The organism is Tenacibaculum aiptasiae (assembly GCF_965221665.1).
Classification (GTDB): Bacteria; Bacteroidota; Bacteroidia; order Flavobacteriales; family Flavobacteriaceae; genus Polaribacter; species Polaribacter aiptasiae.
Window position 1 is genome coordinate 1053036 of sequence record NZ_CBDCSN010000002.1, and the last position, 25761, is coordinate 1078796.

Here is a 25761-nt window from a genome sequence, read left to right on the forward strand (position 1 = left end):
TAAATTTAGTTGTCGAAAATACTATATTTTAGCAATACATTTAACCTTATTTTAATCAATATGGAAAACACTTCTGTACTAATAAAATCAGAAAAATTAAATCTACAAGAATGTTACAATTTTGTTACTGATCCTTCTTGTGGTGGTATTGCTGTTTTTGTTGGAACCGTAAGAAATGCCACTCAAAACAAAAGTGTTACTCAGCTAGATTTTTCAACATATAAACCCATGGCTATTAAAGAAATGCAAAAAATTGCTAACATAGCTTTGGATAAATTTCCTATTAAGAAAATTGCCATTCATCATGCCGAAGGTTTATTACAAATAGAAGATATTCCTGTTATTATTACCGTTTCTTCTCCTCATAGAAAAGCTGCTTTTGATGCTTGCCAGTATGCTATCGATACTTTAAAAGAAACTGTACCTATATGGAAAAAAGAATACTTTGAAGATGGTGAAGTTTGGGTAAATGCTCATCCATAATTCTTTTTTATGATACAGTACAAAACAACATCAAGTATTGAAGAACTAAAGCAAATTATAGCTTTACAGCTTAGTAACTTACCTCAAAACTTAACTGACATTGAGAAAAAGGAGCAAGGCTTTGTAACTGTACAACATTCTATTGAGGTTTTAACAAAAATGCATCAAATACATCCTCATATTATTGCTAAACATGGAGAACAAGTTATTGGCTATGCTTTATCCATGTCTAAAATATTTAGGAATGAAATTCCTGTTTTAGTTCCTATGTTTAATGAAATTGATAAATCTTCTAAAAAAGAAGACAACTATATTTTGATGGGACAAGTTTGTATTGATAAAAATTACAGAGGCAAAGGAGTTTTTAGAAGCTTATATGAAGAAATGAAAAATGCATTTTCTAACACTTATGATGCTATTATTACTGAAATTGATGCTAACAATACTCGGTCTTTAAATGCACATAAAGCAATTGGTTTTAAGGAATTAGTTATTTATAAATCTAATAACCAAAATTGGATTATTGTTTATATGGATATTTAATACGGTAAATCTGCTGGCTCCATAAAACTAACTTCTGGGTTATACATTTCTTTTAAAACCTCTTTTATCTCTCCCATAAACTCCCCCAATTTTTCTTCTGTTACTAAATTATCAGGCTTTCTATAATTTGATGAAAAATTCATTTTCAAAAACCCACTTTTTAAATTCTTGAAAGAAATTATTCCTGCTTCTATTTCTTTAGAAAAATCAAATTTAGTATTTTGAGTATATAAAAAAGCATATAACATAACTTGTATTGCTTTATGATACTTTAACTCTCGAATGCTATCAAAATCTATAACTTTTAAATTGGTTGAACTAACCATACCTGTTTTATAATCAATAATTCGGGTGACTCCGTTTAGTTCATCAATTCTATCAACCTGTCCATGTATTTTTATTGGAAACTCTATTCCTTCAACAGCTATTTCAGCAGCTAAGTTTTGCTCTGTTGCTATAATTTTTAATTGGTTGTTTTTATCTTTTAGTAATTGTTCCTCTTTTGTTAAAAAATTTTTCACAAAACGATTTGCAACTTCAAAAACCAATCTATTTTTACCCGTTTTTATATCTCCGTTTCTAAAATGTTTTGAAAAGAAAAAGACAACAAGTTCTTCTCTTTTCTTATGCATTTGTTGTAGGTCTTCTAACTGTAAAAACTTATTTAAATACGGCTTATATAATTCTTCCAGAGTATCATGAACTACTGTTCCCATTGTATTCGCTGCCACAGTTTCTTCTACATTTTCAAACTCATTTATTTTTAAAACTTTTTGTTTATAAAAAGCTATCGGATTGTATAAGTAATTTGTTAATGCCGACGGTGAAATTCCTTTCCTTGCCAGTTCTTGCAATCGTTCTAAAGCTTTTTCATCTTTTTGTATTTCTTTCAATTTTACTGGTGATGTTACTACTTTTGGACTTATTGTTTCCTCTGTAATATCATCTCTCATCATTTCTAACTGTGTTACAAAACGGCTTTTTTCTCCACTTCCAAATACATCATGTTCTGTATTATACAGTATATAAATGTTCTTTGCTCTTTGTAATAATCTAAAAAAGTGATAAGAAAAAAGAGCATCTTTTTCTTTATATGTTGGAAGTCCAAATGCTATTTTCACATCAAAAGGAATGAATGTATTTTGTTGACTACTAGCTGGCAACACTCCCTCATTTACTGAAGTGATTATTACGTTTTCAAAATCTAACATACGTGTTTCTAGCACTCCCATAAGTTGCAAACCTTGTAAAGGTTCTCCCTGAAAAGACAAACTTTCTGATTGAATTAACTGTTTAAAAAACTGATGTAATGTTTTTAAATCTTGTACATAATTAAACTCGTTATGTAAGTTTTGTAATTGCGTAAATGCTGTATAAAACCTAAACAAGTATTCTTTCTCTAAATCGTTTGCTGTATCTTTTAAAACATTGATGAGCTCTAATATTCTTGATAAAAAATCGCTTATTGATGTAAATGGTTTAAAAACATTATTGATTACCTCCTTTATTTTATCTTCTAAAGGAAGAAGAAATTCATTAATTTTTTCTTTATCTACAAACGTGTTGTTCTCTTTTACGATAGCTTCTGAAATTACATCTGCAATATTTTTTTTCTCTTCTATTTGTAAAAGTCTATATATGGTTGCGTCTTTTACCAACCGAACAACATCTTTATGATAGAATAACCCTTCTTCTTGTTTTTGTAGTTTTTCTTGATTGATAAATAATTGAAAAACAGCAAAAATTAAACTTGTTGTTGGAATATCTTTTAACGGATATCCCATTGTTATATTTATTGCATCTACATTTTTTGGTAAGGAATTTAGAGTAATTGGTAATAAAGTTTCATCAGCCAACACTAATGCTGTATTATTATAACTCGGTAATTTTGATAAAATCTCACCTGTATATTTTATTTGAGTAATGTTTTTTGACGCTCCAATTACTTGGATGTTTTTTGGTTCAGAAAAATAATCTTTAATCGTTTGAATTGGATTATTTTGATAATGTTTCCAAGTAGTTTTATATTTTCTTAGAAAGCTTCCTGCTTGATGAGTTCCTTCATAAAACGTTTTTTCAATATCCCAGTAAACTTCTGTAGTTTCACTAGTTAAAAACTCTTGAAATATATATTCTTCAGCACTATTCAATGCATTGAACCCTATAAAAACATACTTCTTATCTTTATTTCTTTGCACATAATCCGCTACTTTTTTAGTTGCCTCTCTGTACAGTACTCCTTGATAACCTATTTTATTGTCTGTTAAAAACTGATATAAAGATTCGTATAGTCTTTCCAACTCTTCCATAAAAGAAAAATGATCTTTCATTAGTTCAGTTTCCTTAAACTCTCCTTTTACTGACCATTTTTTTAAACGGTGTATATCTCTCAAATACACAAAAATGTCACGAGGATTAATTAAATGTTGATCTATCTCATTAAAATCTTGTAATACTGTAAATGCCCAAGAAGAGAATTTGTCAAATGGATCTGGATCTTTTACTATTTCTTTATAAATTGTATAAAAGTGAAATAATAACTGAACACTATCTGCTTTTTTTATTTCAGAAATTTCTTCAACAAAATCGCCAATGTTAACTATACGAGGTAAAAAACCTGCTAAAATTTTATTCTTAAAATCTTGTTTAACAAATACACCTGCCCTTTGAGATGGTAATATAAACACAACATTTTCAAACGTTTTTGTTGTTTGCGAAATAGCATCTAAAGTTTCTGAAATAAACGATTGCATAAGCTAATTTTAGTATAAGCAAAGTACAATTTTTATCTTATTTTTGAGATGATAATACTTTCAATTTTTAGCAATGAATTCATCCAATAAACTTAAAATTGCTCTTATACAAGCTGATCTTGTATGGGAAAATCCAACTGAAAACAGAAATCGCTTTCAAGAGAAAATTATGGCTATTTCTGATACTATCGATTTAATTATTCTTCCTGAAATGTTTACTACTGGTTTTTCTATGACGCCAGAAAATATTGCTGAAACTATGGAAGGAAATACAGTGAATTGGATGCTTAAATTAGCTAAAGAGAAAAACTGTGCTATTACTGGAAGTATTATTATTACTGAAAACAATAATTATTATAATAGATTACTTTTTGTTCATCCTTCGGGAAAAATAGAGTCTTACGATAAAAAGCATACGTTTACATTAGCTGGTGAACATGAAGTATATACTGCTGGAAAAACTAAAAATATTATTGATTATAAAGGATGGAAAATATGTCCTTTAATTTGTTATGATTTACGCTTTCCTGTATGGGCTAGGAACACTCAAAACTATGATTTATTATTATATGTAGCCAGCTGGCCTAAACCTCGTATTGAGGCATGGGATTCTTTACTAAAAGCTCGTGCTATTGAAAATATGAGTTATACTATTGGTGTAAATAGAGTAGGGGTTGATGCTAACAACTATGAATATAATGGTAACTCTGTTGCTTATGATATGCTAGGAAACTGTATGGATAAAAAGAATAATAACGAAGAAATTTCTATAATAATTGAACTAGATAAAGAATCTCAACTTAAAGTTAGAAATAGATTTCGCTTTTTAGAAGATCAAGACAATTTTATATTTCAATAAAAAAAGCAACCTTTAAAAGGTTGCTTTTTTGTTTTAAGCTGGTATCATCCACTTAAAATTAAATTTGGTATCTGGAACTACTATACGTTCTGTAATTCGATACATTCTATCTGGCAACTTCATTAAGTAGTCTCTTGCTTTTTCAGCCTCTGGAGTTAAACCAGTGATTTTATCAATCTCCCAAGCTTTGTTTAACTTCCTTAAAATGTCAACATAATCAAAACCTGTGTATACACCTATTCTTTGAGCTACTGTAGAGAAATCATCAAATAAACTTCCTTTTTCTCCAAAAGACTCTCTTAAATGCATTGCAGGCATTACTATTTTGTGTTTCATCATGTGTTGAAAAGCTAACATCATTTCACTCGGATCTATTTTAAATATTTCCTTCACAAAATCCGTATAAGCAATGTGATGACGCATTTCATCTCCTGCTATAATTTTAGACATTTTCGCTAAAGCTTTATGTCCTTTTTTCTTAGCTATCTTAGCCACATTATTATGCGAAATATATGTTGCTAATTCTTGGAAACTTGTATACACAAAGTTTTTATATGGATCAGTAGCAGTTCCAATATCAAAACCATCTGCAATTAAATGCTGTGTAGAAATCTCTACTTCACGCATATTTACTCTCCCAGAAAGATATAAATACTTGTTTAATACATCTCCATGACGATTTTCTTCTGCTGTCCAAGCACGAACCCATTTTGCCCAACCATTATCTGGTTGCTGTGTTACTCCATCTAAATCTAATAACCAAGATTCATATGTTGGCAAAGCTTCTTCTGTGATTGTGTCTCCAACCAAAACTACCCAAAAATCATCATCAAGCTCTTTTGAAAGCTCTTGAATTTCTTTTACTTCTTCAATAAAAGAATCTTTTTGAGAATTTGGTAAAAAATCTGTTGGTTGCCAGATTTTTTCAATTGGGATTAAGAATTTGTCTACAAAACTGTCAATATTTTTTTCCAGCGTTTGCATTACTTCCTTTCGAATGTTTTGTAATGACATAATTATATTTAATTTTAATTTTTATAAGGGGATTATTCAATTGACTCTTTGATGGTGGTTTCTACATTTGTTATCAACTCATCAAACGGTAAACTATCAATTTTTATTGGTTGGTGTGTTTTAATTTTTATGGGACTTCCTAATCCTAATGGAAATTTACCATACTTAAACACTTTCCATGAATTGTTAATTGTTAGTGGTACAATATACGCTTCAGGATTATATTTTGTAATCATTTTAAGTCCATTAACTGAAAATGATTTAGGTTTTCCTGTTCTACTTCTTGTTCCTTCTGGAAATATAGCTGCAGACCATTTATTTTTATTAATTCTTTTTGAAAACCCTGCTAATTCTGTTAAAGCTTGTCTAGAATCTTTTCGATCAATTAAAGCTGCTCCTCCATGTTTTAAATTGAAAGAGATACTTGGAATTCCTTTTCCTAGTTCTTTTTTGGATACGAATTTTGGATAGTGTTTTCTAAAATACCAAATAATTGGCGGAATATCAAATGTACTTTGATGATTTGCAACAAAAATTAGTGTTGTGTTCTCTGGCAAATCATGTTTGTTTTCAACTTTCACTCTAATTCCTAAGATTAGAAGTGATTTAATTAAAAACCAATTCATTATATCTACTACATTTTGATGTCCCTTTTGACCAAACAATTTTAACCCAATCCACTGTAAAGGGTGGAATATTAATAGTAAAGAAAAAAACACCAATGCAAATATTGATGATAATATATAGCTTAAGAATTTCATTATTTTATTTTTAATAATCTGCAAAAATAAAAAATCCCGCGAAAGCGGGACTATATATCTGTGTTAAAACCAATTATTCCATGGAATTCTTGATAGTATTATTACCAATGCTAATCCATAAAAAGTTGCAAAAGTTTTAAACTTTGCCTCACTCTTAACTTGCTTTTTATGTTTTGACCAACCAATTGTTATTAAAACAATAGCTATAATCATCATTATTGGGTGCTCTATAGCTAACAAACGTGCCCCAGAATCTTTCATAACCTCTCCTCCATTACTTTTTAAGGCTTTATACCAAGGAGACATAAAATACCATCCCAAACCTATTAATAATTGAATGTGCGCCGTTATTAAAGTAAATAAACCTAAACGGAATTCTTTATGAGTAAATTCTTTTTTTTGTACTAAGCCAATAATTGCATTAATAACTGTATAAATTAATACGGCTAATACTATATATGCCCAATAAGAATGTATTGTTTTCATCATATCTTCTCGTTATTTTTCTAAAGTGATACAACTAATAATTGCATCAAAATTTGTTAGTTTTTGTTACTTGCAAAGTTACTGTTTTTTATGCATAAAAAAACCACCTCAATTGAGGTGGTTTTAAATTTTATTCTCGGTTAAGAATTAGAAGTTATATCTAACAGACATGTTCCATGTAGTTCCAAAACCAAAGAATACTTTATTTCTTACATCTACACCGTTATAAGTAACAGAGTTAGCATCAGCGTGTGTATTTGTTAACGATTCTGAAATATATTCTTGATCGAATAAGTTGTTAATGTTAAATCTGAAGTTTAAAGATTGTTTAGACTCAGAGTTAAAGTTCCACTTATAAGATAAACCTAAATCAGCAACAGAGTATCCTGGTAACTGTAAAGATCCTCTAGCTCCTTGAGCAGCAGTTCTAAAGTCCTCAGCATTAATTCTAGCGAATAATCTGTCAACAAATCTTTGGCTATAATCGATACTAAAGTTTTCAGTTACATCAACATCAATTCCCATACGTGCAGTAAATTGAGCAGCATCACCAACTTTAATACCGTCTAAGTATAAATCAATAGTACCGATTGCATTTTGGTTGCTGTCAAATGCTGGATTGTTTAATAAGTTTCCTTTGTATTCCCAATCTCCAATAGAAGTCATACCGATGAAACGTACATCATCTGTAATGTCATAAGTAAAGTCTAACTCAAATCCCATGTGTATTTGCTCAACACCTGAAACATTAGCAGTACCTTGCTCATCATCAAAACGGTTATTTGGAGTATTGTTTATATCGAAATTAGCTGAAGGAGAAATGAATCTATCTTTCCACTGAGTTCTATATAAGTTTACGTTTGCTTTAAATCTTTCAGTTCTATATCCGTATCCTAATTCAAAAGCAATTACTTTTTCGTTTCTAGGATCAGCATTTAAATCATTTCTGAAGTTTAAGAAAACTGCATCAAAGTTTGGTTGCTTAGAGTAGAATCCTCCATTAACAAAAACATTGTGTTTTTCGTTAATATTCCAGTTAAGACCTCCTTTAATATTTCCTCCTAAGATATTTTTCCAAGCAGTTTCTCTAGCTGGGTCAGTATCTAAATAGTTGAAGTAATCAATTCTTTTAAATCCTTGGTGAGAAACAGATCCTTGTATGAATGCAGAAATATCATCATTCTTATACTCTAACTGTCCAAAGATTCCAGCCCAACGTACTTGACCATCATTGTGGTAATCGATTTTTTGCTCTTTATCAGTATCTTTTAATACATTGATTAAGCTTCCTAAATCTGAACTATACTCAGTTGTTAAAATGTTAAATCTGTTGTTAACATCATCATTATCACGGTAACCATCAGCTCCTAATAAGTGATCTACTCTTCTATAGTGTATACCTGTATAAGATCTTAAATCAACTCCTAAATCTAATGTTAAGTTTTCGTTTAATTGAGTATTGAAGTTAGATAAAACTCCATACCAGTTGTGAGAGTTTATAGAAGCTCTACGGATAATACCGTTTCTTCTGTTAACTCCGTCTAATCTATCAGCTGGATCTCTGAATGAACTAAATCCACTATATAAATCAGGATCGTTTACTATGAATGTACCAGTTTGAAAATCTGGAGTATTAGTTGAAGTAAATCCTTCACTAAATGTTCCTCCTTGACCTGAGTTAGACTTAACTATCTCATCCCATAAAACTTCTCCAGTATCTGGATTTCTTAAAGCTGTATCACTAGCAAATCTTCCTCCACCGATACGACCGATGTCTCCAGTTCCACCACCACGTCCAAAAGAAACGTAAGCAGAAGTAGATAAAGAAGAATTATCATTAATATCCCAGTTCCAATTTACAGACATTACTGGTTTATGATAAAAGTTTTTTCTCCAGTTAAACTCTTTACCATTTAAATAACCATGGTTGAAGTTATATTTAGTTCCATATTTTACGTAGTCAGCTAAAGTAGCTGCTGCGAAGAAACTTCCAGATCTTTGGTTGTGTGTTTGAGGTGCACCAGTTAACATAAATTGTAAATCGTGCTTTTCATTAAGTTCCCAACCTAGACCTATAAAGTAGTTATATCCTTCGAATTCTGTTCCGTTAGCATAACCATCTCCTGATGTTCTACTTAATAAGAAAGAAGAAGCAAAACCTTTTTCGTTTTTACCTGTAGAATAAGTAGCTAAAGTTTTAAAGTAGTTATCATTACCGTAAGAAGCTAATACAGAACCACCTTCTTTTTTATCAGTAGTTTTAGTAATAATGTTAATTGTACCTCCAACAGAAGAAATCGCTAATTTAGAAGATCCTAAACCACGTTGTACTTGCATTGCTGTAGTTACATCAGAAATTCCTGCCCAGTTAGACCAGAAAACTCTACCGTTCTCCATATCATTTACAGGAACTCCATTTACTAATACTGCAATATTTTCTTGTGAAAATCCACGAATGTTTATTCTTGAATCTCCGTAACCTCCACCAGCTTTAGTAGCATAAACAGAAGGAGTAGTATTTAAAATCTCTGGAAATTCTTGAGAACCTAATCTCTCTTGAATTTCAGAAGCTTTAATTGTAGACACTGCCACTGGAGTTTGTCTATCTTTAGCAACATCGATTAATCCAGTAACAACTATTTCTCCTAAAATATTAGCTGGCTCTAATTCGATTGTTCCTAAATTAGTGCTCGCAGAAGAATAAGCTACTTCTTTGCTATTGTATCCAACAAAAGATACAACTACTGCTCCAGAATTTGATTTAGCGTTTAACATAAACTGTCCCTCGAAATCTGTCGCCGTTCCATTTGTAGTCCCTTTAACTACGACACTAGCTCCTGGTAACGGCTCACCCATTTCGTCAACCACTATACCAGTAAGTTTAGTTTGTCCTAAAACTGTAGCTGTTACAAAGAACAAAGCTACAAGTAAAACATTTTTAAATTTTCTCATTGTTTAATCTAATTGTTATTAAATGCGGAGGCAAAGGTCTTGCTTTTATACCTTGCCAACATTAACTTAATGTTAAGTTTTTTAACATTGACTTAACAACACCTCATAAACAACGAGTTAAATTTTAGGAGTTTTTTTAGTTTTTTAGCATTTTTTTAGCAAGTTCCTTACCTAATTCAACACCAAACTGATCAAAAGAGTAAATATTCCACACAATTCCTTGTGTAAATATTTTGTGTTCATAAGTTGAAATTAACATTCCTAAAGTCTTTGGAGTCAATTTTTTGAACAAAAGTGAGTTACTTGGCCTATTTCCTTTAAACACTTTATAAGGAAGTAATTTATTTATTTGATCTAGTTTATTTTCTGTTTTTAACTCTAGATGCACCTCTTCTTTTGTTTTTCCGTACGCTAATGCATCCATTTGTGCATAATAATTAGCCATTAACTTTTTATGGTGATCTGTTAAACCATATAATGATTCTTCATATCCAATAAAATCAGTTGGAATTAATTTTGTTCCTTGATGAACTAATTGCATAAATGCATGTTGCATATTTGTTCCTGTACTTCCCCAAACGATTGTTCCTGTCTGATAATTTATTTCTTCTCCATTTCTATCTACTCCTTTACCATTACTTTCCATAATAGCTTGTTGTAAATATGCTGGAAGTTTAGATAAGTATTGACTATACGGAAGTACTGCTTCTGTTTCACTTCCATAAAAATTATTATACCAAATACTTAATAATGCTAAAATTACAGGAATGTTTTTATCGAAATCAGCTGTTTTAAAATGAACATCCATTTCTTCAGCTCCATCTAATAATTCTTTAAAATTATCATAACCTACCGATAAACTTATTGATAGACCAACGGCTGACCATAAAGAAAATCTTCCGCCAACCCAATCCCACATTGGAAAAACATTTTTCTTATCTATACCAAAACTGTTTACTGCTTCTAAATTTGTAGATACCGCAACGAAATGTTTTGTGATATCAAAAACTGTGGCTGATTTTAAAAACCAATCTCTAATAGTATTTGCATTGGTTAATGTTTCTTGAGTTGTAAACGTTTTTGATACTATTACAAATAATGTAGTCTCAGGGTCTAATTTTTTTAATACTTCTGAAACGTGATCACCATCTATATTAGAAACAAAATGTGTATTTAGTTTGTTCTTATAATATTGTAATGCTTCCACTACCATATCTGGACCAAGATCTGAACCTCCAATACCTATATTAACTACATCTGTAATAGACTTTCCTGTATATCCTTTCCACTTTCCTGAGATAACTTTATTACTAAAGCTTTTTATTTTTCTTAAAGCCGTTTGTACTTTAGGCTTTATATCTTTACCATCTACAAGAACTGGTTCTTCAGAATTACTTCTTAAAGCCGTGTGTAATACAGCTCTATTTTCTGTTTCATTTATTTTTTCTCCTGAAAAACATTTTTCTATTGCTTCTTCTAAGCCTACTTCTTTTGCTAGAGAAACCAATAAACTAATTGTTTCTTCTGTTATATGGTTTTTTGAAAAATCTACTTCAAAATCATTATAACAAATAGAAAAATTTTTCTTTCTATTCTTATCCTTTAAAAATAACTCTTTTAAACTATTATTTTTTGCTTCGTTAAAATGTTCTGTCAACTTTTTCCATGACTCTGTTTGAGTTGGATTTATGTTTGGTAAAGGCATAATTGATTTAGTGTTTTTCTATTACTTCTAATTTCTTAGCTAAAAGTGTATCTTTTTTTTCTTCAGCTATTTTAGGTTTCTTTTCTGGAAAAGGTATAGTATCCAACTGTTTTTTTAATGGTTCTATAAACTTAAAAAAAGTTGGTTTTATTTTTGGATCTAATGGTTCTGCAGATGGTAGTTTTTGTCTAAAAGGATCGACTTGTCTTCCATATTTCCAAAAACGATAACATACATGTGGTCCACTTGTATTTCCTGTCATTCCTACCCAACCTATAATATCTCCTTGTTTTACATAATCACCTACTCTTACATTTCTTCGTTTCATATGTAAGTATTGTGTTGAGTAAGTACTATTATGTTTTACTTTTACGTAGTTACCGTTTCCTCCTCTTCTGGCAGATTCAACAACCGTTCCACTAGCCGTGGTCATAATAGGTGTTCCATATTTAGCTGCAAAATCGGTTCCCCTATGCGCTCTAATTCTATTACCATATAACTTAATACGTCTTCTTAAATTATATCTAGAAGAGATTCTATATTGAAATTTTATTGGCGATTTTAAAAAGGCACGTCTTAGCATATTTCCTTTTTCATCATAATATTCAGCAATATTCTTAATAGAATCTGCCACAAACTTATAAGCATGTAAATCTTCTCCTTTATGATTGAAAACAGCTGCTTTTATTTCTCCATACCCAACAAAGGTAGTATCATTAATAAAACGTTCCTCATAAATTAATTTAAACTTGTCTCCTTTTTGTAATCTGTAAAAATCAAGAGTCCATGCATAAATATCGGCAACAGTATTTGTTAAAGTAGGTCTTAATCCTAAGCTATCCATAGTTACTGATAAACTTGAATATATTTCTCCTGCTATTTCCTTTTCAACCGTTTTTACTTTTTTCTTAAATCTATATGCAGATATAATAGAGTCTTTAAAATCTACTATCATTGCATTTACTTTATCTTGTTTATAAATAAAAACCTGTGCTTTTGCTAATGAATCTTTAGATGTTAAAATGGTATATGCTTTTCCTGAACGTATCCTCCTTACATCAAAAGTATCTTTTATTTTTGTCGCAATTTGATTAATTTTTGGATACATCACATGATGCCTATCTAATATAATACCAAAACTCTCTCCATTTTTTATGGTATCATTGACAATATCATAGTCGTCTAAATTATACCCAAATACATAAACAGGCTTAGGTTTTTCAATTTTAACAACTGGTTCTACAGGAGCTTTCTTTTCCTCTTTACACGAGATAAAAAATAAAAATACGAGACTAAGAAAAGGGAAGATGAGTTTTTTCAAAAAAGTTGTTTTAAAATTGAGTTTGTGCGCAAAAGTACAAATAAAAACTTTTGCTTTTAACACTTTAACAATATCTAAACATCTTATAACTCCTTATTAATCAACTATAATTTCAAATGGATTTGCTAAACCTTTATATGCTTCTAATTCAGCACGAAGTGAACCTACAGACAATGAGGCTTTCATTTTTATTGGAATCTTATTGTCATCGGCAGTAATCCAAACAGTTACACTTTCTTGAGCTTTAAAAACTCTTCCTGCTTGCACCAAAGGTCTAAACTTTTGAGTTTTTACCTTACCAAATTTTGTCTTTAAAGTTTCAAACCCTAAAAAACGTAATTTAAAAGGATAGGATTTATCGTCCATAAACATATCTACTTTTATCTCTTCACCTTTTTTCATTTTTTGGGTATCGTGACTTCTTAAGAAATAGAAAGTAGAAATCATATCCTGTGGACCTTTTATAGAAATAATACTGTCTTTTTGTTTTAGAAAATCCTGTACATATGCTGTATTATTTTTATGATTAAATGTTATTTGACGATGTTTTTTATAACCACCTTCATCTATTTTTCTTTTAAATAAATATGGTTTCCCAGTATTCTTATCAAAATATGATTGATAATTATCATCTACTTTAAAAAACCATTTAATCATCCCTGTAGTCCATCCTTTTCCTGTAGCATGTAGCACCTTTTTACCATTCAAGTTTTCTTCCTTTAATGATAATGTAGCATTACCAGCTTTTAAAAAGCCGCTATAACTCATTCTAAACTTTAACCATTCACCGCCTTTAAATGCTGTTATTTTTTCTTGACTAAAACTTTGTATAGCAAAAAACAATATGGAAATAAAAAGTATCTTTTTCTTCATGACATTCAAACTTATGAAAAATGATAGACAATTACCATTCCAAAATAAAAAAAGAGGTTAAAACAAACCTCTTTTTAAACTTATTATATTGTTAAAATTAAAATGTCCCCCAATTTTTCAGCTCTTCTTCACTCCATAAATATGGGAAGAAAATTCTTCGTTGATATTTTGGGTGTAAATATTTTCTCCAATTACTTCCACCTGTTGCTTCAAGTGCTGTATCATCTCCACCTAAGTATTTCCCAGCAGCATTATAATGTGCCATTACCCATTTTACATTAACTGTATAATCATAATGACGCATCGCTTCTACTAACTCTTTATTCTTTTGAACTTCATCAGGCAATTGCTTAAACTTTTTTGAAAGGTTACAATCGTTATAATCTTCCATAAAATCAATAAATTCACCCATATATTTCTTTTCAAATAACTTTAATAAGGTAGTTTTTTGTCCTGTTGAATAATTTTTACCTGCTGCTTGCCAATACAAATGATCGTAGGCATTCTTAAATGAAGAATCTCTATCAATAGTATCTCTAAAACGGGCATCAATTAAATTAATTAACTCTGTTGATGCAAATTCTATTTTTCTGTATTGTGCACTTTGGAAACCACTTGCTGGAGTTAAAGTATTTCTAAATTTCAAATATTGCTCCACATCCATTCCTTCTCCCATTACTGAAAAAGAACTACTTAAAACATCAAAATATCTACTAATTCTCATTAGGTGTTTGGTGAATTTTTCTGCAGATATATCGTTTGACTTTGCAACTTGATCTATTTCCCAAAGAATCATTTTGAACAACAACTCATTTACTTGATGATACATGATAAACACCATTTCATCTGGTTGTGTTGTTCTAGGAATTTGCAATCCTAAAAGTGCATCGGTTTGTATATAATCCCAATAGGTTATAGGTTTACTCCACAGTAAGCCTTCTAACATTGCTTCTACTGGCACTCCTAATTCTTCGTATTTATTTTCTATTGACTTTAATATTTCTTCTTTACTCATTGTTTTGTTTATTAAAAATAGGTATAAAATTCACTTTCGTTTATGTTAGTGAACTTTACGAGAAGGGAGATTTTATATTTAAATATCGATCCATTTTTTCAACTAAAAACCAAGAAACATAACATGTAAGTTTTGATTCTTGGTTTTTGTTTTTAGTTAGACTTTTGTCTTTATAGTGTACCTCTTAATTGTTGTTCTCTTTCAATAGATTCAAACAATGCCTTGAAGTTTCCTGCTCCAAAACCACGAGCTCCCATTCGTTGAATTATTTCAAAGAATAAAGTTGGTCTATCTTCTACTGGTTTTGTGAAAATTTGTAATAAATATCCTTCTTCATCAGCATCTACCAATATTGATAGCTTTTGTAATTCAGAAATATCTTCTTTCATAATTTCCATATGCTCTCCTAAACGCTCAGGAATCATGTCGTAATATGATTGTGGTGGCGGTGGTAAAAATTCAACTCCGTTAGCTTTTAACTGAGATACTGTTTTAATTATATCATCAGTAGCTACAGCGATATGCTGAACTCCTTCACCTTCGTAGAAATCTAAATACTCTTCAATTTGAGAACGCTTTGCTGCTTTTGCTGGCTCGTTGATTGGAAACTTAATTCTTCCGTTTCCGTTAGACATCACCTTACTCATTAAAGCTGAATACTCTGTATGTATTTGCTTATCATCAAACGATAAAAAGTTTACAAATCCCATTACATCTTCATACCATTTTACCCACTTATCCATTTGATTCCATCCTACATTTCCAACCATGTGATCAATATATTTCAACCCTGCACTTGGTGGATTGTAATCTGTTTTCCACTCTTGGAATCCTGGTAAAAACACTCCATTGTAGTTTTTACGCTCTACAAACATGTGAACTGTTTCCCCATAAGTGTAAATACCTGCACGAACTACCTCTCCTTGTTCATCAGTTTCAACAGTAGGCTCCATGTATGATTTTGCTCCTCTTGAAGTTGTTTCTTCCCAAGCTTTACGAGCATCTTCTACCCATAGCGCTACAACTTTTACACCGTCACCATGCTTTACGATATGATCGTTAATTGGTGATTTACTATTTAATGGTGTTGTTAAAACTAATTTAATTTTGTCTTGTGTTAACACGTAGCTTACAGAATCTGTAGATCCTGTTTCTAATCCTTTGTATGCATATGATTGAAAACCAAATGCTGTTTTATAAAAGTGAGCAGATTGTTTTGCATTACCTACATAAAACTCTACATAATCTGTTCCTAAAAGTGGTAAGAAGTCTTGTGCTCCTTCAAATATTTTTTCTAAACCGTAGTTTACTGATTTTATCTCTTTACTCATGATGTTGTTTTGTTAGTTATTGTTATTCCAACCAAGACTTATAATAATCTTCGTCTGCAATCTTCATCGCCTCTTCTGTTACTTGTAATGGTTTAAAAGTATCTACCATTACAGCCAATTCTTCTGTTACTGTTTCTCCAATACTTCTTTCCGTAGCTCCTGGGTGTGGTCCATGAGGGATTCCTGCTGGGTGTAATGAAATATGCCCTGCATCGATATCGTTTCTACTCATAAAATCACCATCTACATAATATAATACCTCATCAGAATCTATATTACTATGATTGTATGGAGCTGGAATTGCATTCGGATGATAATCGTATAATCTTGGTACAAAACTGCAAATTACAAATGCGTTTGTTTCAAATGTTTGATGCACTGGTGGCGGTTGGTGAATACGACCAGTAATTGGTTCAAAATCGTGAATTGAAAACGCATACGGAAAATTATATCCATCATAACCTACTACATCAAAAGGATGTGAAGCGTATACCATTTCTATAATTTCCCCTTGTTTTTTTACTTTAATTAAGAAATCTCCTAATTCATTATAAGTCTCTAATTCTTCAGGCCTTCTTAAATCACGTTCACAAAATGGTGAATGCTCTAATAATTGACCAAACCAGTTTCTATAACGTTTAGGTGTATATACTGGGGAGTAAGACTCTACTATAAAAAGTCTATTATTCTCATCATCAAAATCTAATTTATAGATTATTCCCCTAGGAATTACTAGATAATCTCCGTATTTAAAATCGATATTACCTAACATTGTACGTAATTTTCCAGATCCTTTATGAATGAAAATTACCTCATCTGCATCGGTGTTTTTATAAAAATAGTCTTTTGTTGAATGCTTTGGTGCTGATAATATGATATTACAATCTGAGTTTGTTAAAACTACTTTTCTACTCTCTAAATAATCGTTTTCAGGTGGTACTTGAAATCCTCTAAAACGGTATGATTGTATATTATTAGCTTTCGCTATTTTTGGCGCAACAGAATATTGTTTACGAATTTCTTTAACCATAGTAGGTCTGTGCTCATGATAACTATTGGTTGACATACCGTCGAAACCAATGGTACCAAAAAGCTGTTCGTAATACAAGCTCCCATCTTCTTTACGAAATTGTGTGTGTCGTTTTGGTGGGATTTTCCCTAATTTATGATAAAATGGCATAACCTTATATTTTTAATGATTTTATATAATGCTCTTAATAAGAAACACTACTCTTTTTTACTAATCGTTAATATTTATAAGGCAATTATTCTGGATTACGTTTTATCATATATTTTAAATGCGCTAAAAGACCTTCCCAATGCATTTTCATTAGTTTTTGTTGTGTGTTTACAAATATACCAAATTTAAAAACACATTATATCTTCTTAGAATTCAAAAAAGTATTGAAATTTATTTAAAATTAATCTAAATAAAGTTTGTTGTTAATTTTTTCATAAATATATTTGTGCTGTTTTTCTAATTATATTAAATAAATCTAAATAAAAACAATGAAAACAATTATAACAACCATGCTATTTTTAATAGCTGTGGTAAGTTCGTTTGCTCAAAACAGTGTTATTAGCGGTAGGGTCGTTGATAACAATAATGAGCCTATAGTTGGCGTAAACCTTACTATAAAAAACTCAACAATCGGTACCCAAACTGATATTGATGGAAACTTTACTCTTAATGGAGTTAATCAAGGAGAGCAAGTATTAGTTGCTTCTTTTATAGGTTTTAAAACCAAAAATATTACTATTTCCGCTCCTTCTAACAACCTTAACATTACTTTGTTTGAAGGAAATGAAATATTACAAGAAGTAATTATAGATACTGATAGAAAAAATAAATTTTCTCGTAAAAAATCTGCCTATGTAGCAAAATTACCTTTAAAGAATATTGAAAACTCTCAAGTTTATAGTACTGTTACTAATCAATTATTAATCTCTCAATCTGTTACTAGTTTTGAAGATGCATTAAAAAACACTACTGGTGTTGAGAAATTATGGTCATCTACAGGTAGAAGTGGAGACGGTGCAGGATATTACTCAATACGTGGTTTTTCTGTTCAACCTAAATTAGTAAATGGTGTTCCTGGTATTACTAACGGTTTTATTAATCCTGATAATGTAGAAAGAATTGAAGTTATAAAAGGACCTTCAGCTACTTTATTTGGTAGTACTGTTACTTCTTATGGTGGATTAATTAATGTAGTTACTAAAAAACCTTATAAAGGTACTGGTGGAAACATTACTGTTGGTGCAGGTTCTTTTGGCTTTAAAAAGTTAACTCTTGATGTAAATACTAATGTAGAAGACAACGAAGACATTTCATTAAGGTTAAATGCTGGTTATCAAACTGAAGATAGTTTTCAAGATGCTGGATTTAGAAAAGCTTTATTCTTAGCTCCTGCTATTTCTTATAAAGTTAACAACAGATTAACTTTAAACTTTAACTACGAATTATCTTCAACAAATCAGACTAACCAAACTTTCTTATTTTTAAACAGAGGAGCCCCTCTAACATTTAAAAATTTAGCAGAGTTAAATTATGATAGAAATAAATCATTGACTAGTGATGATGTTTCTATAAAAAACCCAACTCAGAATTATAGAGGTGAAATTGCCTATAAAATTTCTGATAATTGGTCTTCTCAAACAATAGTTGCTGGAGGTAATGCAAAGTCACAAGGATATTACACGTATTTATACAATCTGCAAGCTAATTTATTTGGACTATATGCTCAAAATACTGATGCTGAAACTAACACATTAGCTTTACAACAAAACTTTACAGGTGATATTAAAATAGGAAATGTAAGAAATAGAATTTTAGTAGGTGTTGATTATTTAGAATCACAAACTATTGATCAAAGCTCTGGTTTTAGAGGTATACATGTAGTTACTCCTCAAGGTCAAGTTACTCCAGTTCCACCTGCTTTTGGTTTTGCAAACTTACCAATAAACAAAGGTAATATTGATGCAGTCTTAGCTAATGTACCTAGATCTAACTCTGATCTTAATCAAAATGTTTTAAGTGGATATATTTCAGACGTTGCTAATATATTACCAGAGTTATCTATAATGGCTGGAGTTCGTTATGACAGATTTGAATATAAAGGTGATGCCAACGATGCTAGCGACGATGACAAAACATACACTAAATCAACTTTCTCACCAAAGTTTGGAGTAGTATACCAACCTATCTTAAACAAATTATCTGTTTTTGCTAATTATCAAAATGGATTTAGTTATGTAAATCCAGAAAGAGTTCCTATCGATTTAACTAATCCAGCTGCAGGGACTAGAATTCAATCATACGATTTAGAACAAGCTAATCAATTAGAGTTTGGTGTGAAATCAAACTTATTCAACAACAAGCTTGAAGCTACTCTTAGTTACTATGACATTACTGTAAAAGATAAGGTTATGGGATTTGGAGCAAACAAGCAGCAAGATGGTACTATCAATAGTAAAGGTTTTGAGTTAGAATTAAATGCAAATCCAATTGAAGGATTAAACTTAAGAGGAGGATTTAGTTATAACGATGCAAAAGTTACTAAATCTGCATCGAGACCTGATTTAATTGGAAGACGTTTAGCTGAAGCTGGTCCTGAAACTTCTTACAACTTTTGGGCTGATTATAAATTCTTAGATGGTGTAGCCAAAAACTTTGGTTTAGGTCTAGGTTTCAATGGAGCTAGTGATTATAACACAATGGTTGGTTATCCAACTGCTGGTGATTTTATACTTCCTTCTTATACTATTTTCAATGCATCTATTTACTATGAGAATGATACCTTTAGAGCAAGTATAAAAGCTAATAACATAACAGATAAAGAATATTATAAAGGGTGGAGTACTGTAACTCCGCAAGCACCAAGAGCTTTCTTAGGTACTTTTACTTATAAATTTTAAGTTTGTTTATCTATCTCACAGAGATTATTCAATTTTAATTAATGAAAAACCTGGTTTTAAATCAGGTTTTTTGCTTTTAACAACATTCGATAACAAATCATATATTCTTAAAAGTCAAAAAAATAGAGTTTTTAATTTAAAATTAATCTAAATAAAGTTTGTTGTTAAATTTTTGTGAAATATCTTTGCGTCTGTTTTTCTAAATTAATTAAATCTAAATAAAAACTATGAAAACAATAATGACAACCGTGCTATTATTTTTAGCTACGGTAGTTTCAGTAGCTCAGAATTCTATTTCTGGTACTATAGTTGACAATAACAACGAATCTATAGTAGGCGTTAACGTCATAATTCAGGGGACAGACAAAGGGGTACAAACTGACATGGATGGAAAGTTTGAAATTAAAAATGTTCCTTCTGGTAATTTTAAATTAGTAATTTCTTTTATTGGTTTTAAGACTAAAGTAATTGATGCAACTGCTTCAAATAATTTAACAGTAACTTTATATGAAGGAAATGAATTATTACAAGAAGTAGAGGTAACTTCAAGAAACAATAAGTTTTCTCGTAAGAAAACAGCCTATGTTTCTAAATTACCTTTAAAAGACTTAGAAAACTCTCAAGTTTACTCTACTATTACTTCTGAATTATTAGAATCGCAAATTATAACTAATGTTGAAGATGCCTTAGTAAATTCAACAGGTATTAGTAAATTATGGGAAGCAACAGGAAGAGCTCCTGGTGAGGGAACTGGTTATTTTGCTGTACGTGGTTTTGCTACGCAATCACAGTTAGTTGATGGTATGCCTGGTTTTACTTTAAGTGCACTTGACCCTTCTTATATTGAGAGAATTGAAGTTGTAAAAGGACCTTCGGCAACTTTATTTGGTAGTACAGCTACTTCTCTAGGTGGATTAATTAATATTGTTACTAAAAAGCCTTACAAAGGATTAGGTGGTAGCGTATCTTTTACTGCTGGTTCTTTTGGACTTAATAGACTTTCCTTAGACTACAATACTCCTTTATCTACAGATGAAAGAACATACTTCAGATTAAACGCAACAAACTTATCTCAAGATAGTTTTCAGGCTGCTGGATTTAAAGATTCTTTCTTTGTAGCTCCATCTATTATTCATAAAGTAAACAATCGTTTAAACATATCTTTTGGTCTTGAATTTGCAAAAACTTCGCAAACAAACCCTTCAATGTTATTTGTTAATAGATTAGGCCAAGGAAGATTAACAGCTATGTTAGCTCCATTTGGAATTACTCCAACTGTACCAACTAATGTTGCTGAATTAAATGTAAATCCTAAAAAATCTTTTACATCAAACGATGTTGCTTTAAACAGTTTGAACTTTAATACAAGAGCTATTGTAGATTATAAAATTTCTAACGAGTGGAGTTCTCAAACAATTTTTGCAAGTAGTTATGCAAGAACTAAAGGGTTTTATCAATACAATATTGATGGTGGTGGTGCAGCAATTTTACAATTAGCTCCTCTATTATCAGATCCAAGATTGGCTCCTGTGAATCCAATTATATCGCCAATAATTACTCCTATGCTTATTGAATCTGGTACTTTATTAGCTTCACCTTCTTTTACAAGAATTTTTGATAAACGTAATGCTAATGCAACTAATTACAATATTCAACAAAACTTTATTGGTGATTTTAAAATTGGTGATTTAAGAAATCGATTTGTTGGTGGTTTAGATTTTGTAAGTAGATCTCAACATTCTAGAAATCAGAATGGAAACCCAACACTAACTTCTACTCCAGGTTTTGCACAATTATTAGGATTCTTTAATAATCCACAAGCGTTTGTACCGTTTCCTTTAGATCCAGCTGTGGTTGCTGCATTACAAGCAACTGGACAACAAGTTGGAGGAGGCTTTAACGCATTACCATATTTCGATGCCTTTTTAGATGCACAAGGAAATGTAAAAACATCAACATTTACACCTAATGCTGTATACTCACCTACAAAAGCTAGCTTAGAAAACATTTTTAGAAACGTTCCTATTAATGACTTTAGAACAAATTCTAAGACCTATGCTGCTTATATTTCAAATGTATTAAATGTTACTCCTGAATTAACTGTAAATTTAGGATTACGTGTAGATCACTTTGATCAAGATGGTAATACAGCTACTACCGCTGATGATTATACTAAAACTACTTTTTCTCCAAAGGCTGGGGTAGTATATCAAGTAATTCCTAATGAGCTATCTATTTTTGGTAACTACCAAACTGGTTTTGTAAACAAAGATCCTGTTATTACTCAAACTGGTATACAAAACTTTAAACCTATAAAAGCGAATCAATTTGAAGGAGGGGTAAAAACTAATTTATTCAATAATAAGTTAAACTTAGGTGCTTCTTATTACCATATCATAGCTAATAATGTTACTACAACAGATCCAACTGCTTTCTTAACAACAAATCAAATAGATCTTAAAGAGGTTGTAAGTAAAGGAATCGAATTGGAAGCAAACTCAAGCCCTATTACTGGATTAAACTTAAGAGCTTCTTATGCTTATAACGACAGCAAAGTTACAGATGCTAATAGTGTATTTGCTAATAGAAATGTAGCTGAACTTTTAAACAGAAGACCCGAAGAAGCTGGTCCAAAAACTACTTATAACTTTTGGGCAGATTATAAATTCCAACAAGGTAAATTCTTAAAAAATATTGGTTTAGGAGCTGGATTTAATGGAGCCTCAGAGCATTTAACAATTAACAATGCTATTTCTGGAACTTTTACATTACCAAGCTATACTGTATTTAATGCTGGTGCATATTACGACACTGATAAATTTAGAGTTGCGTTAAAGGTAAATAACTTAACAAACGAAACTTACTACAAAGGATGGAGTACTGTTAATGCACAAGCTCCAAGAGCTTTCTTAGGTACTGTAACCTATAAATTTTAAAACTAAACACTTTGTGTAGTATAAATTAATCTATTTAAATAAATGCTTCAAAACTCTTGGTCATTTTATGGCTGAGGGTTTTGTAATTAAAAAATAAATAATGATAAGTATTTTAATAGCCATACTATTTTTAGGCTGCTACCTATTTTACAATACTTCACAAAAAACAACTATTGTTTCAAATAGTTATTTAGAAAAAAGGATACGTAGCAACGAGCAATTATCAAAAATTGTAGGTGGAAGTTTTTTCTTAATTACATTGATAATAGCAGCTGTTCATTTTGGACTATTTTCTGGCATTCTTTTTTGGCTAGTAGCTTTAACAATGATAATGAGTTTATTAATTGTTATAGCTCCACTAAAGCTTGTAAACTATAAAACTTTAGTTGCTCTTCTTTTTGTTCTCTTATTAATCGAATTCATTTTTTAATATGCCTGCAAATCCAAAACATCTAACATCTTCTCCTTGGCAACAATTTGCAAAAATATCTTCTGGTATTCTTGGAGGGTATACTGTTACTGCTTTATTTCATATGTGTTTGGCTCTATGGCTACCGAACTCAAGAGAAGTTTTAATAACCTCTATTTATACACATTTTATAATTTGGTGTGTATTACTCATTGTTCCTTTCCTATTTAAAAATGGATGGAAAGCATGGGGACTATATCTTCTTTTATCGATAGTTCTTTATGTGATTTATTATTATGGTAATCAACAAAACCCTTTTGTATAATGAGTAAAAGAAACTACAATGTATTTTTTAATACACATACAGTAAGTGGTATTGTTATTAGCGTAGCTTTATACGTTATCTTTTTTGCTGGAGCTTTTGCTTTATTTAAAGATGAAATCGAAATATGGGAAAACGGAAAGCATTCTAAAAATATTGCTAGAGAAAAAATAGATTACGATTTTTTATTAAATAAACTTTCTGAAAATCATCATTTAACTAGTAGAGATATTCGTTTTTATTTAGGTCATAAAGACGATAATATTTATGTGTTAACTACTCCTGCTAAGGATACTGTAAACATTCCTGAAGAAGCAAAATATCAAAGCTATGAATCAATAAATATCCACACTGGTGAAACTGCTACTTACACCGAAAAATATGGATTAGGTGAGTTTTTATATCGCTTGCACTTCTTAACACAAATACCCGTAATAGGTGTTTATTTGGCCGGTTTTATTTCATTATTCTTTTTGTTTGCTATTGTAACCGGAGTTATAGTTCATTGGAAAAAAGTTGTTTCAAACTTTTATCAGTTCAACCCAAAAAATGCTTTAAAACGAGTTTGGACAGATGCACATACAGCATTAGGTGTAATTGGTTTGCCTTTTCAATTTATGTATGCCGTTACTGGAGCTTATTTCTGTTTAAGTATTTTGGTTTTAATTCCTGCTAACTTTTTATACAATGGAAATCAAGATAAATTGATGGAAGATTTACGTCCTGATCGAAAAGTATATGAATGGGTTCAAAAAACCGATAAGCAGCTTCCTAGTGTTAATGATTTTGTTGAAAAGAATACTAATCGCTGGGATAATTTTAACCCTGAATATGTGCTTATAAAAAATTATGGAGGCACAAATATGAAATATGTTCTTTTAGGAGCCTTAGATTCTAAAGAACGTCTTCTAAGTTCTGGAAATGTTATTTATGATTTTGAGACTGGAAAAACTACTGTTGATAGAGACCCTAATGAAGCTAGATATACTGACGACATTCAATTGTCAATGGGACGCTTGCATTTTGGTAATTTTGGTGGTGTTACTGTTAAGATCATCTATTTCATATTAGCATTAATTACTTGTTTTGTAATTATAACTGGAGTATTAATCTGGATTGAAGCTCGTAATAAAAAGAGTATGACTTTACGTCAACGATTATATACAGCAAAAGTTGGGCATATTTATATGGCTATTTGCCTTTCTTTATTTCCAGTAATTGCTTTATTCTTTTTAATAGTTAAAATACTTCCTCAAGAATATTTAACTCAAAAGATGTCAATCTTAAACAACTGGTTTTTTATTGTTTGGCTTATATGTATTCTATTCTTCAGATTTAAACGTAATAACTATTTCACTAATAAAGTAACCTTACTAACTGGTGCTATTTTAGGTTTTTTAGTTCCAATTGCCAGTGGAATTAAATCAAACAATTGGATTTGGAATACTTATACAAATAACCAATATGACATTTTAACCATTGATTTATTATGGGTAATTCTATCTGCTACAGCACTATTTATATACTTTAAAATAAAGCCATCTGTACAAGAGCAAAGTGCTTTTAACAAACATAAAATTGACTACAAAAACATTAAGACTTTAAAATTAGAAGAGAAAAATAAATTACAACAAACAAAACCAAAAATTATGGAAAACACGACTATACAACAAGGTTCTTTATCTCTAAGAACAAAAATTATTATTCTATGGATCTTTTTAGCTATTGGCTGGATTGTTCATCATATGTATGGGTTATTTAATATTTACTACAATGAAACTTTAGTAATGAAAGATGCTACTGGTGAAGCTCCTCTGATTCATCATATATACCGAATTTTATTTGAAGGTATGTGTTTATTATTTGCTTTATTGTCTATAGAAATTTCTAAAAAATGGTTCAAAATTACCTCTATTGTTTGGGCTAGCATTGCTGCTATCTATAACATTTATCACTTTTTTGAAGCTATTATGCATGAATCAAGTAATGTTTCAGAAATCTTTATGCTTACGCTAGTTGCAATAGCAAGTACTCTTTTAGTTATTAATGTTAATAAATGGATTAAAAGTTAGATAAAGGC

The 25761-nt window shown here is 30.5% G+C and carries 19 protein-coding genes; 8 read left to right on the forward strand and 11 right to left on the reverse strand.

Annotation, left to right across the window (positions count from 1 at the left end; genetic code table 11):
- The first annotated feature begins 60 nt into the window (after positions 1–60).
- Complete coding sequence (locus ACOQN8_RS05110; protein WP_420551868.1) at positions 61–483, forward strand: molybdenum cofactor biosynthesis protein MoaE; 423 nt, start codon at positions 61–63, stop codon at positions 481–483.
- A 9-nt stretch (positions 484–492) separates the two neighbouring features.
- On the forward strand, positions 493–1026 hold the full coding sequence (locus tag ACOQN8_RS05115) for a GNAT family N-acetyltransferase (protein WP_420551869.1): 534 nt from the start codon (positions 493–495) through the stop codon (positions 1024–1026).
- Here ACOQN8_RS05115 and ACOQN8_RS05120 read toward each other — a convergent pair.
- Positions 1023–3779 carry a PD-(D/E)XK nuclease family protein gene (locus tag ACOQN8_RS05120; RefSeq protein ID WP_420551870.1) on the reverse strand — a complete coding sequence of 919 codons (2757 nt, stop codon included), beginning with the start codon at positions 3777–3779 and terminating at the stop codon, positions 1023–1025. The genes ACOQN8_RS05115 and ACOQN8_RS05120 overlap by 4 nt on opposite strands.
- Before the next feature lie 73 nt (positions 3780–3852).
- On the opposite strand from ACOQN8_RS05120, the gene ACOQN8_RS05125 reads away from it, so the two are divergent.
- Positions 3853–4638, forward strand: coding sequence for an amidohydrolase (locus ACOQN8_RS05125; RefSeq protein ID WP_420551871.1), 786 nt, complete (start codon positions 3853–3855; stop codon positions 4636–4638).
- Positions 4639–4671: 33 nt separating this feature from the next.
- On the opposite strand, the gene ACOQN8_RS05130 is transcribed toward ACOQN8_RS05125, so the two are convergent.
- From ACOQN8_RS05130 to ACOQN8_RS05175, 10 genes are all read right to left on the reverse strand, one after another.
- The gene (locus ACOQN8_RS05130; RefSeq protein WP_150898268.1) at positions 4672–5652 is read right to left on the reverse strand and encodes an acyl-ACP desaturase; all 981 of its coding nucleotides are present in this window, start codon (positions 5650–5652) and stop codon (positions 4672–4674) included.
- A gap of 32 nt (positions 5653–5684) precedes the next feature.
- On the reverse strand, positions 5685–6413 hold the full coding sequence (locus ACOQN8_RS05135; protein ID WP_150898267.1) for a lysophospholipid acyltransferase family protein: 729 nt from the start codon (positions 6411–6413) through the stop codon (positions 5685–5687).
- Between the two features lie 63 nt (positions 6414–6476).
- Positions 6477–6899: a hypothetical protein gene (locus ACOQN8_RS05140; RefSeq protein ID WP_420552808.1), complete on the reverse strand. Its 423-nt coding sequence runs from the start codon at positions 6897–6899 to the stop codon at positions 6477–6479.
- A 147-nt stretch (positions 6900–7046) separates the two neighbouring features.
- Positions 7047–9851, reverse strand: a complete 2805-nt coding sequence (locus ACOQN8_RS05145) for a TonB-dependent receptor (protein WP_420551872.1) — start codon at positions 9849–9851, stop codon at positions 7047–7049.
- A gap of 136 nt (positions 9852–9987) precedes the next feature.
- On the reverse strand, positions 9988–11556 hold the full coding sequence (gene pgi / locus ACOQN8_RS05150) for a glucose-6-phosphate isomerase (protein WP_420551873.1): 1569 nt from the start codon (positions 11554–11556) through the stop codon (positions 9988–9990).
- Between the two features lie 7 nt (positions 11557–11563).
- Positions 11564–12877 carry a peptidoglycan DD-metalloendopeptidase family protein gene (locus tag ACOQN8_RS05155; protein WP_272150501.1) on the reverse strand — a complete coding sequence of 438 codons (1314 nt, stop codon included), beginning with the start codon at positions 12875–12877 and terminating at the stop codon, positions 11564–11566.
- Between the two features lie 96 nt (positions 12878–12973).
- A complete protein-coding gene (locus ACOQN8_RS05160; protein ID WP_272150500.1) occupies positions 12974–13750 on the reverse strand; it encodes a DUF3108 domain-containing protein in 777 nt (258 codons plus the stop codon).
- Positions 13751–13847: 97 nt separating this feature from the next.
- Positions 13848–14765, reverse strand: coding sequence for a tryptophan 2,3-dioxygenase family protein (locus ACOQN8_RS05165; protein ID WP_420551874.1), 918 nt, complete (start codon positions 14763–14765; stop codon positions 13848–13850).
- 170 nt (positions 14766–14935) lie between these two features.
- Positions 14936–16096, reverse strand: coding sequence for a 4-hydroxyphenylpyruvate dioxygenase (gene hppD / locus ACOQN8_RS05170; protein ID WP_235274352.1), 1161 nt, complete (start codon positions 16094–16096; stop codon positions 14936–14938).
- 22 nt (positions 16097–16118) lie between these two features.
- Complete coding sequence (locus tag ACOQN8_RS05175) at positions 16119–17276, reverse strand: homogentisate 1,2-dioxygenase (RefSeq protein WP_150898260.1); 1158 nt, start codon at positions 17274–17276, stop codon at positions 16119–16121.
- A gap of 329 nt (positions 17277–17605) precedes the next feature.
- Between ACOQN8_RS05175 and ACOQN8_RS05180 the strand changes: the two genes are divergently transcribed.
- The 5 genes from ACOQN8_RS05180 (at position 17606) to ACOQN8_RS05200 (ending at position 25753) form a co-directional block, all read left to right on the forward strand.
- Positions 17606–20014: a TonB-dependent receptor domain-containing protein gene (locus ACOQN8_RS05180; RefSeq protein WP_420551875.1), complete on the forward strand. Its 2409-nt coding sequence runs from the start codon at positions 17606–17608 to the stop codon at positions 20012–20014.
- 227 nt (positions 20015–20241) lie between these two features.
- On the forward strand, positions 20242–22950 hold the full coding sequence (locus ACOQN8_RS05185) for a TonB-dependent receptor domain-containing protein (RefSeq protein WP_420551876.1): 2709 nt from the start codon (positions 20242–20244) through the stop codon (positions 22948–22950).
- A 100-nt stretch (positions 22951–23050) separates the two neighbouring features.
- Positions 23051–23380, forward strand: a complete 330-nt coding sequence (locus tag ACOQN8_RS05190; protein ID WP_420551877.1) for a hypothetical protein — start codon at positions 23051–23053, stop codon at positions 23378–23380.
- A 1-nt stretch (position 23381) separates the two neighbouring features.
- Entirely contained in the window at positions 23382–23684 is a 303-nt protein-coding gene (locus ACOQN8_RS05195; protein ID WP_420551878.1) for a hypothetical protein, read from the forward strand.
- Positions 23684–25753 carry a PepSY-associated TM helix domain-containing protein gene (locus ACOQN8_RS05200; protein WP_420551879.1) on the forward strand — a complete coding sequence of 690 codons (2070 nt, stop codon included), beginning with the start codon at positions 23684–23686 and terminating at the stop codon, positions 25751–25753. The genes ACOQN8_RS05195 and ACOQN8_RS05200 overlap by 1 nt, the downstream gene beginning before the upstream one ends.
- Positions 25754–25761: the final 8 nt, after the last annotated feature.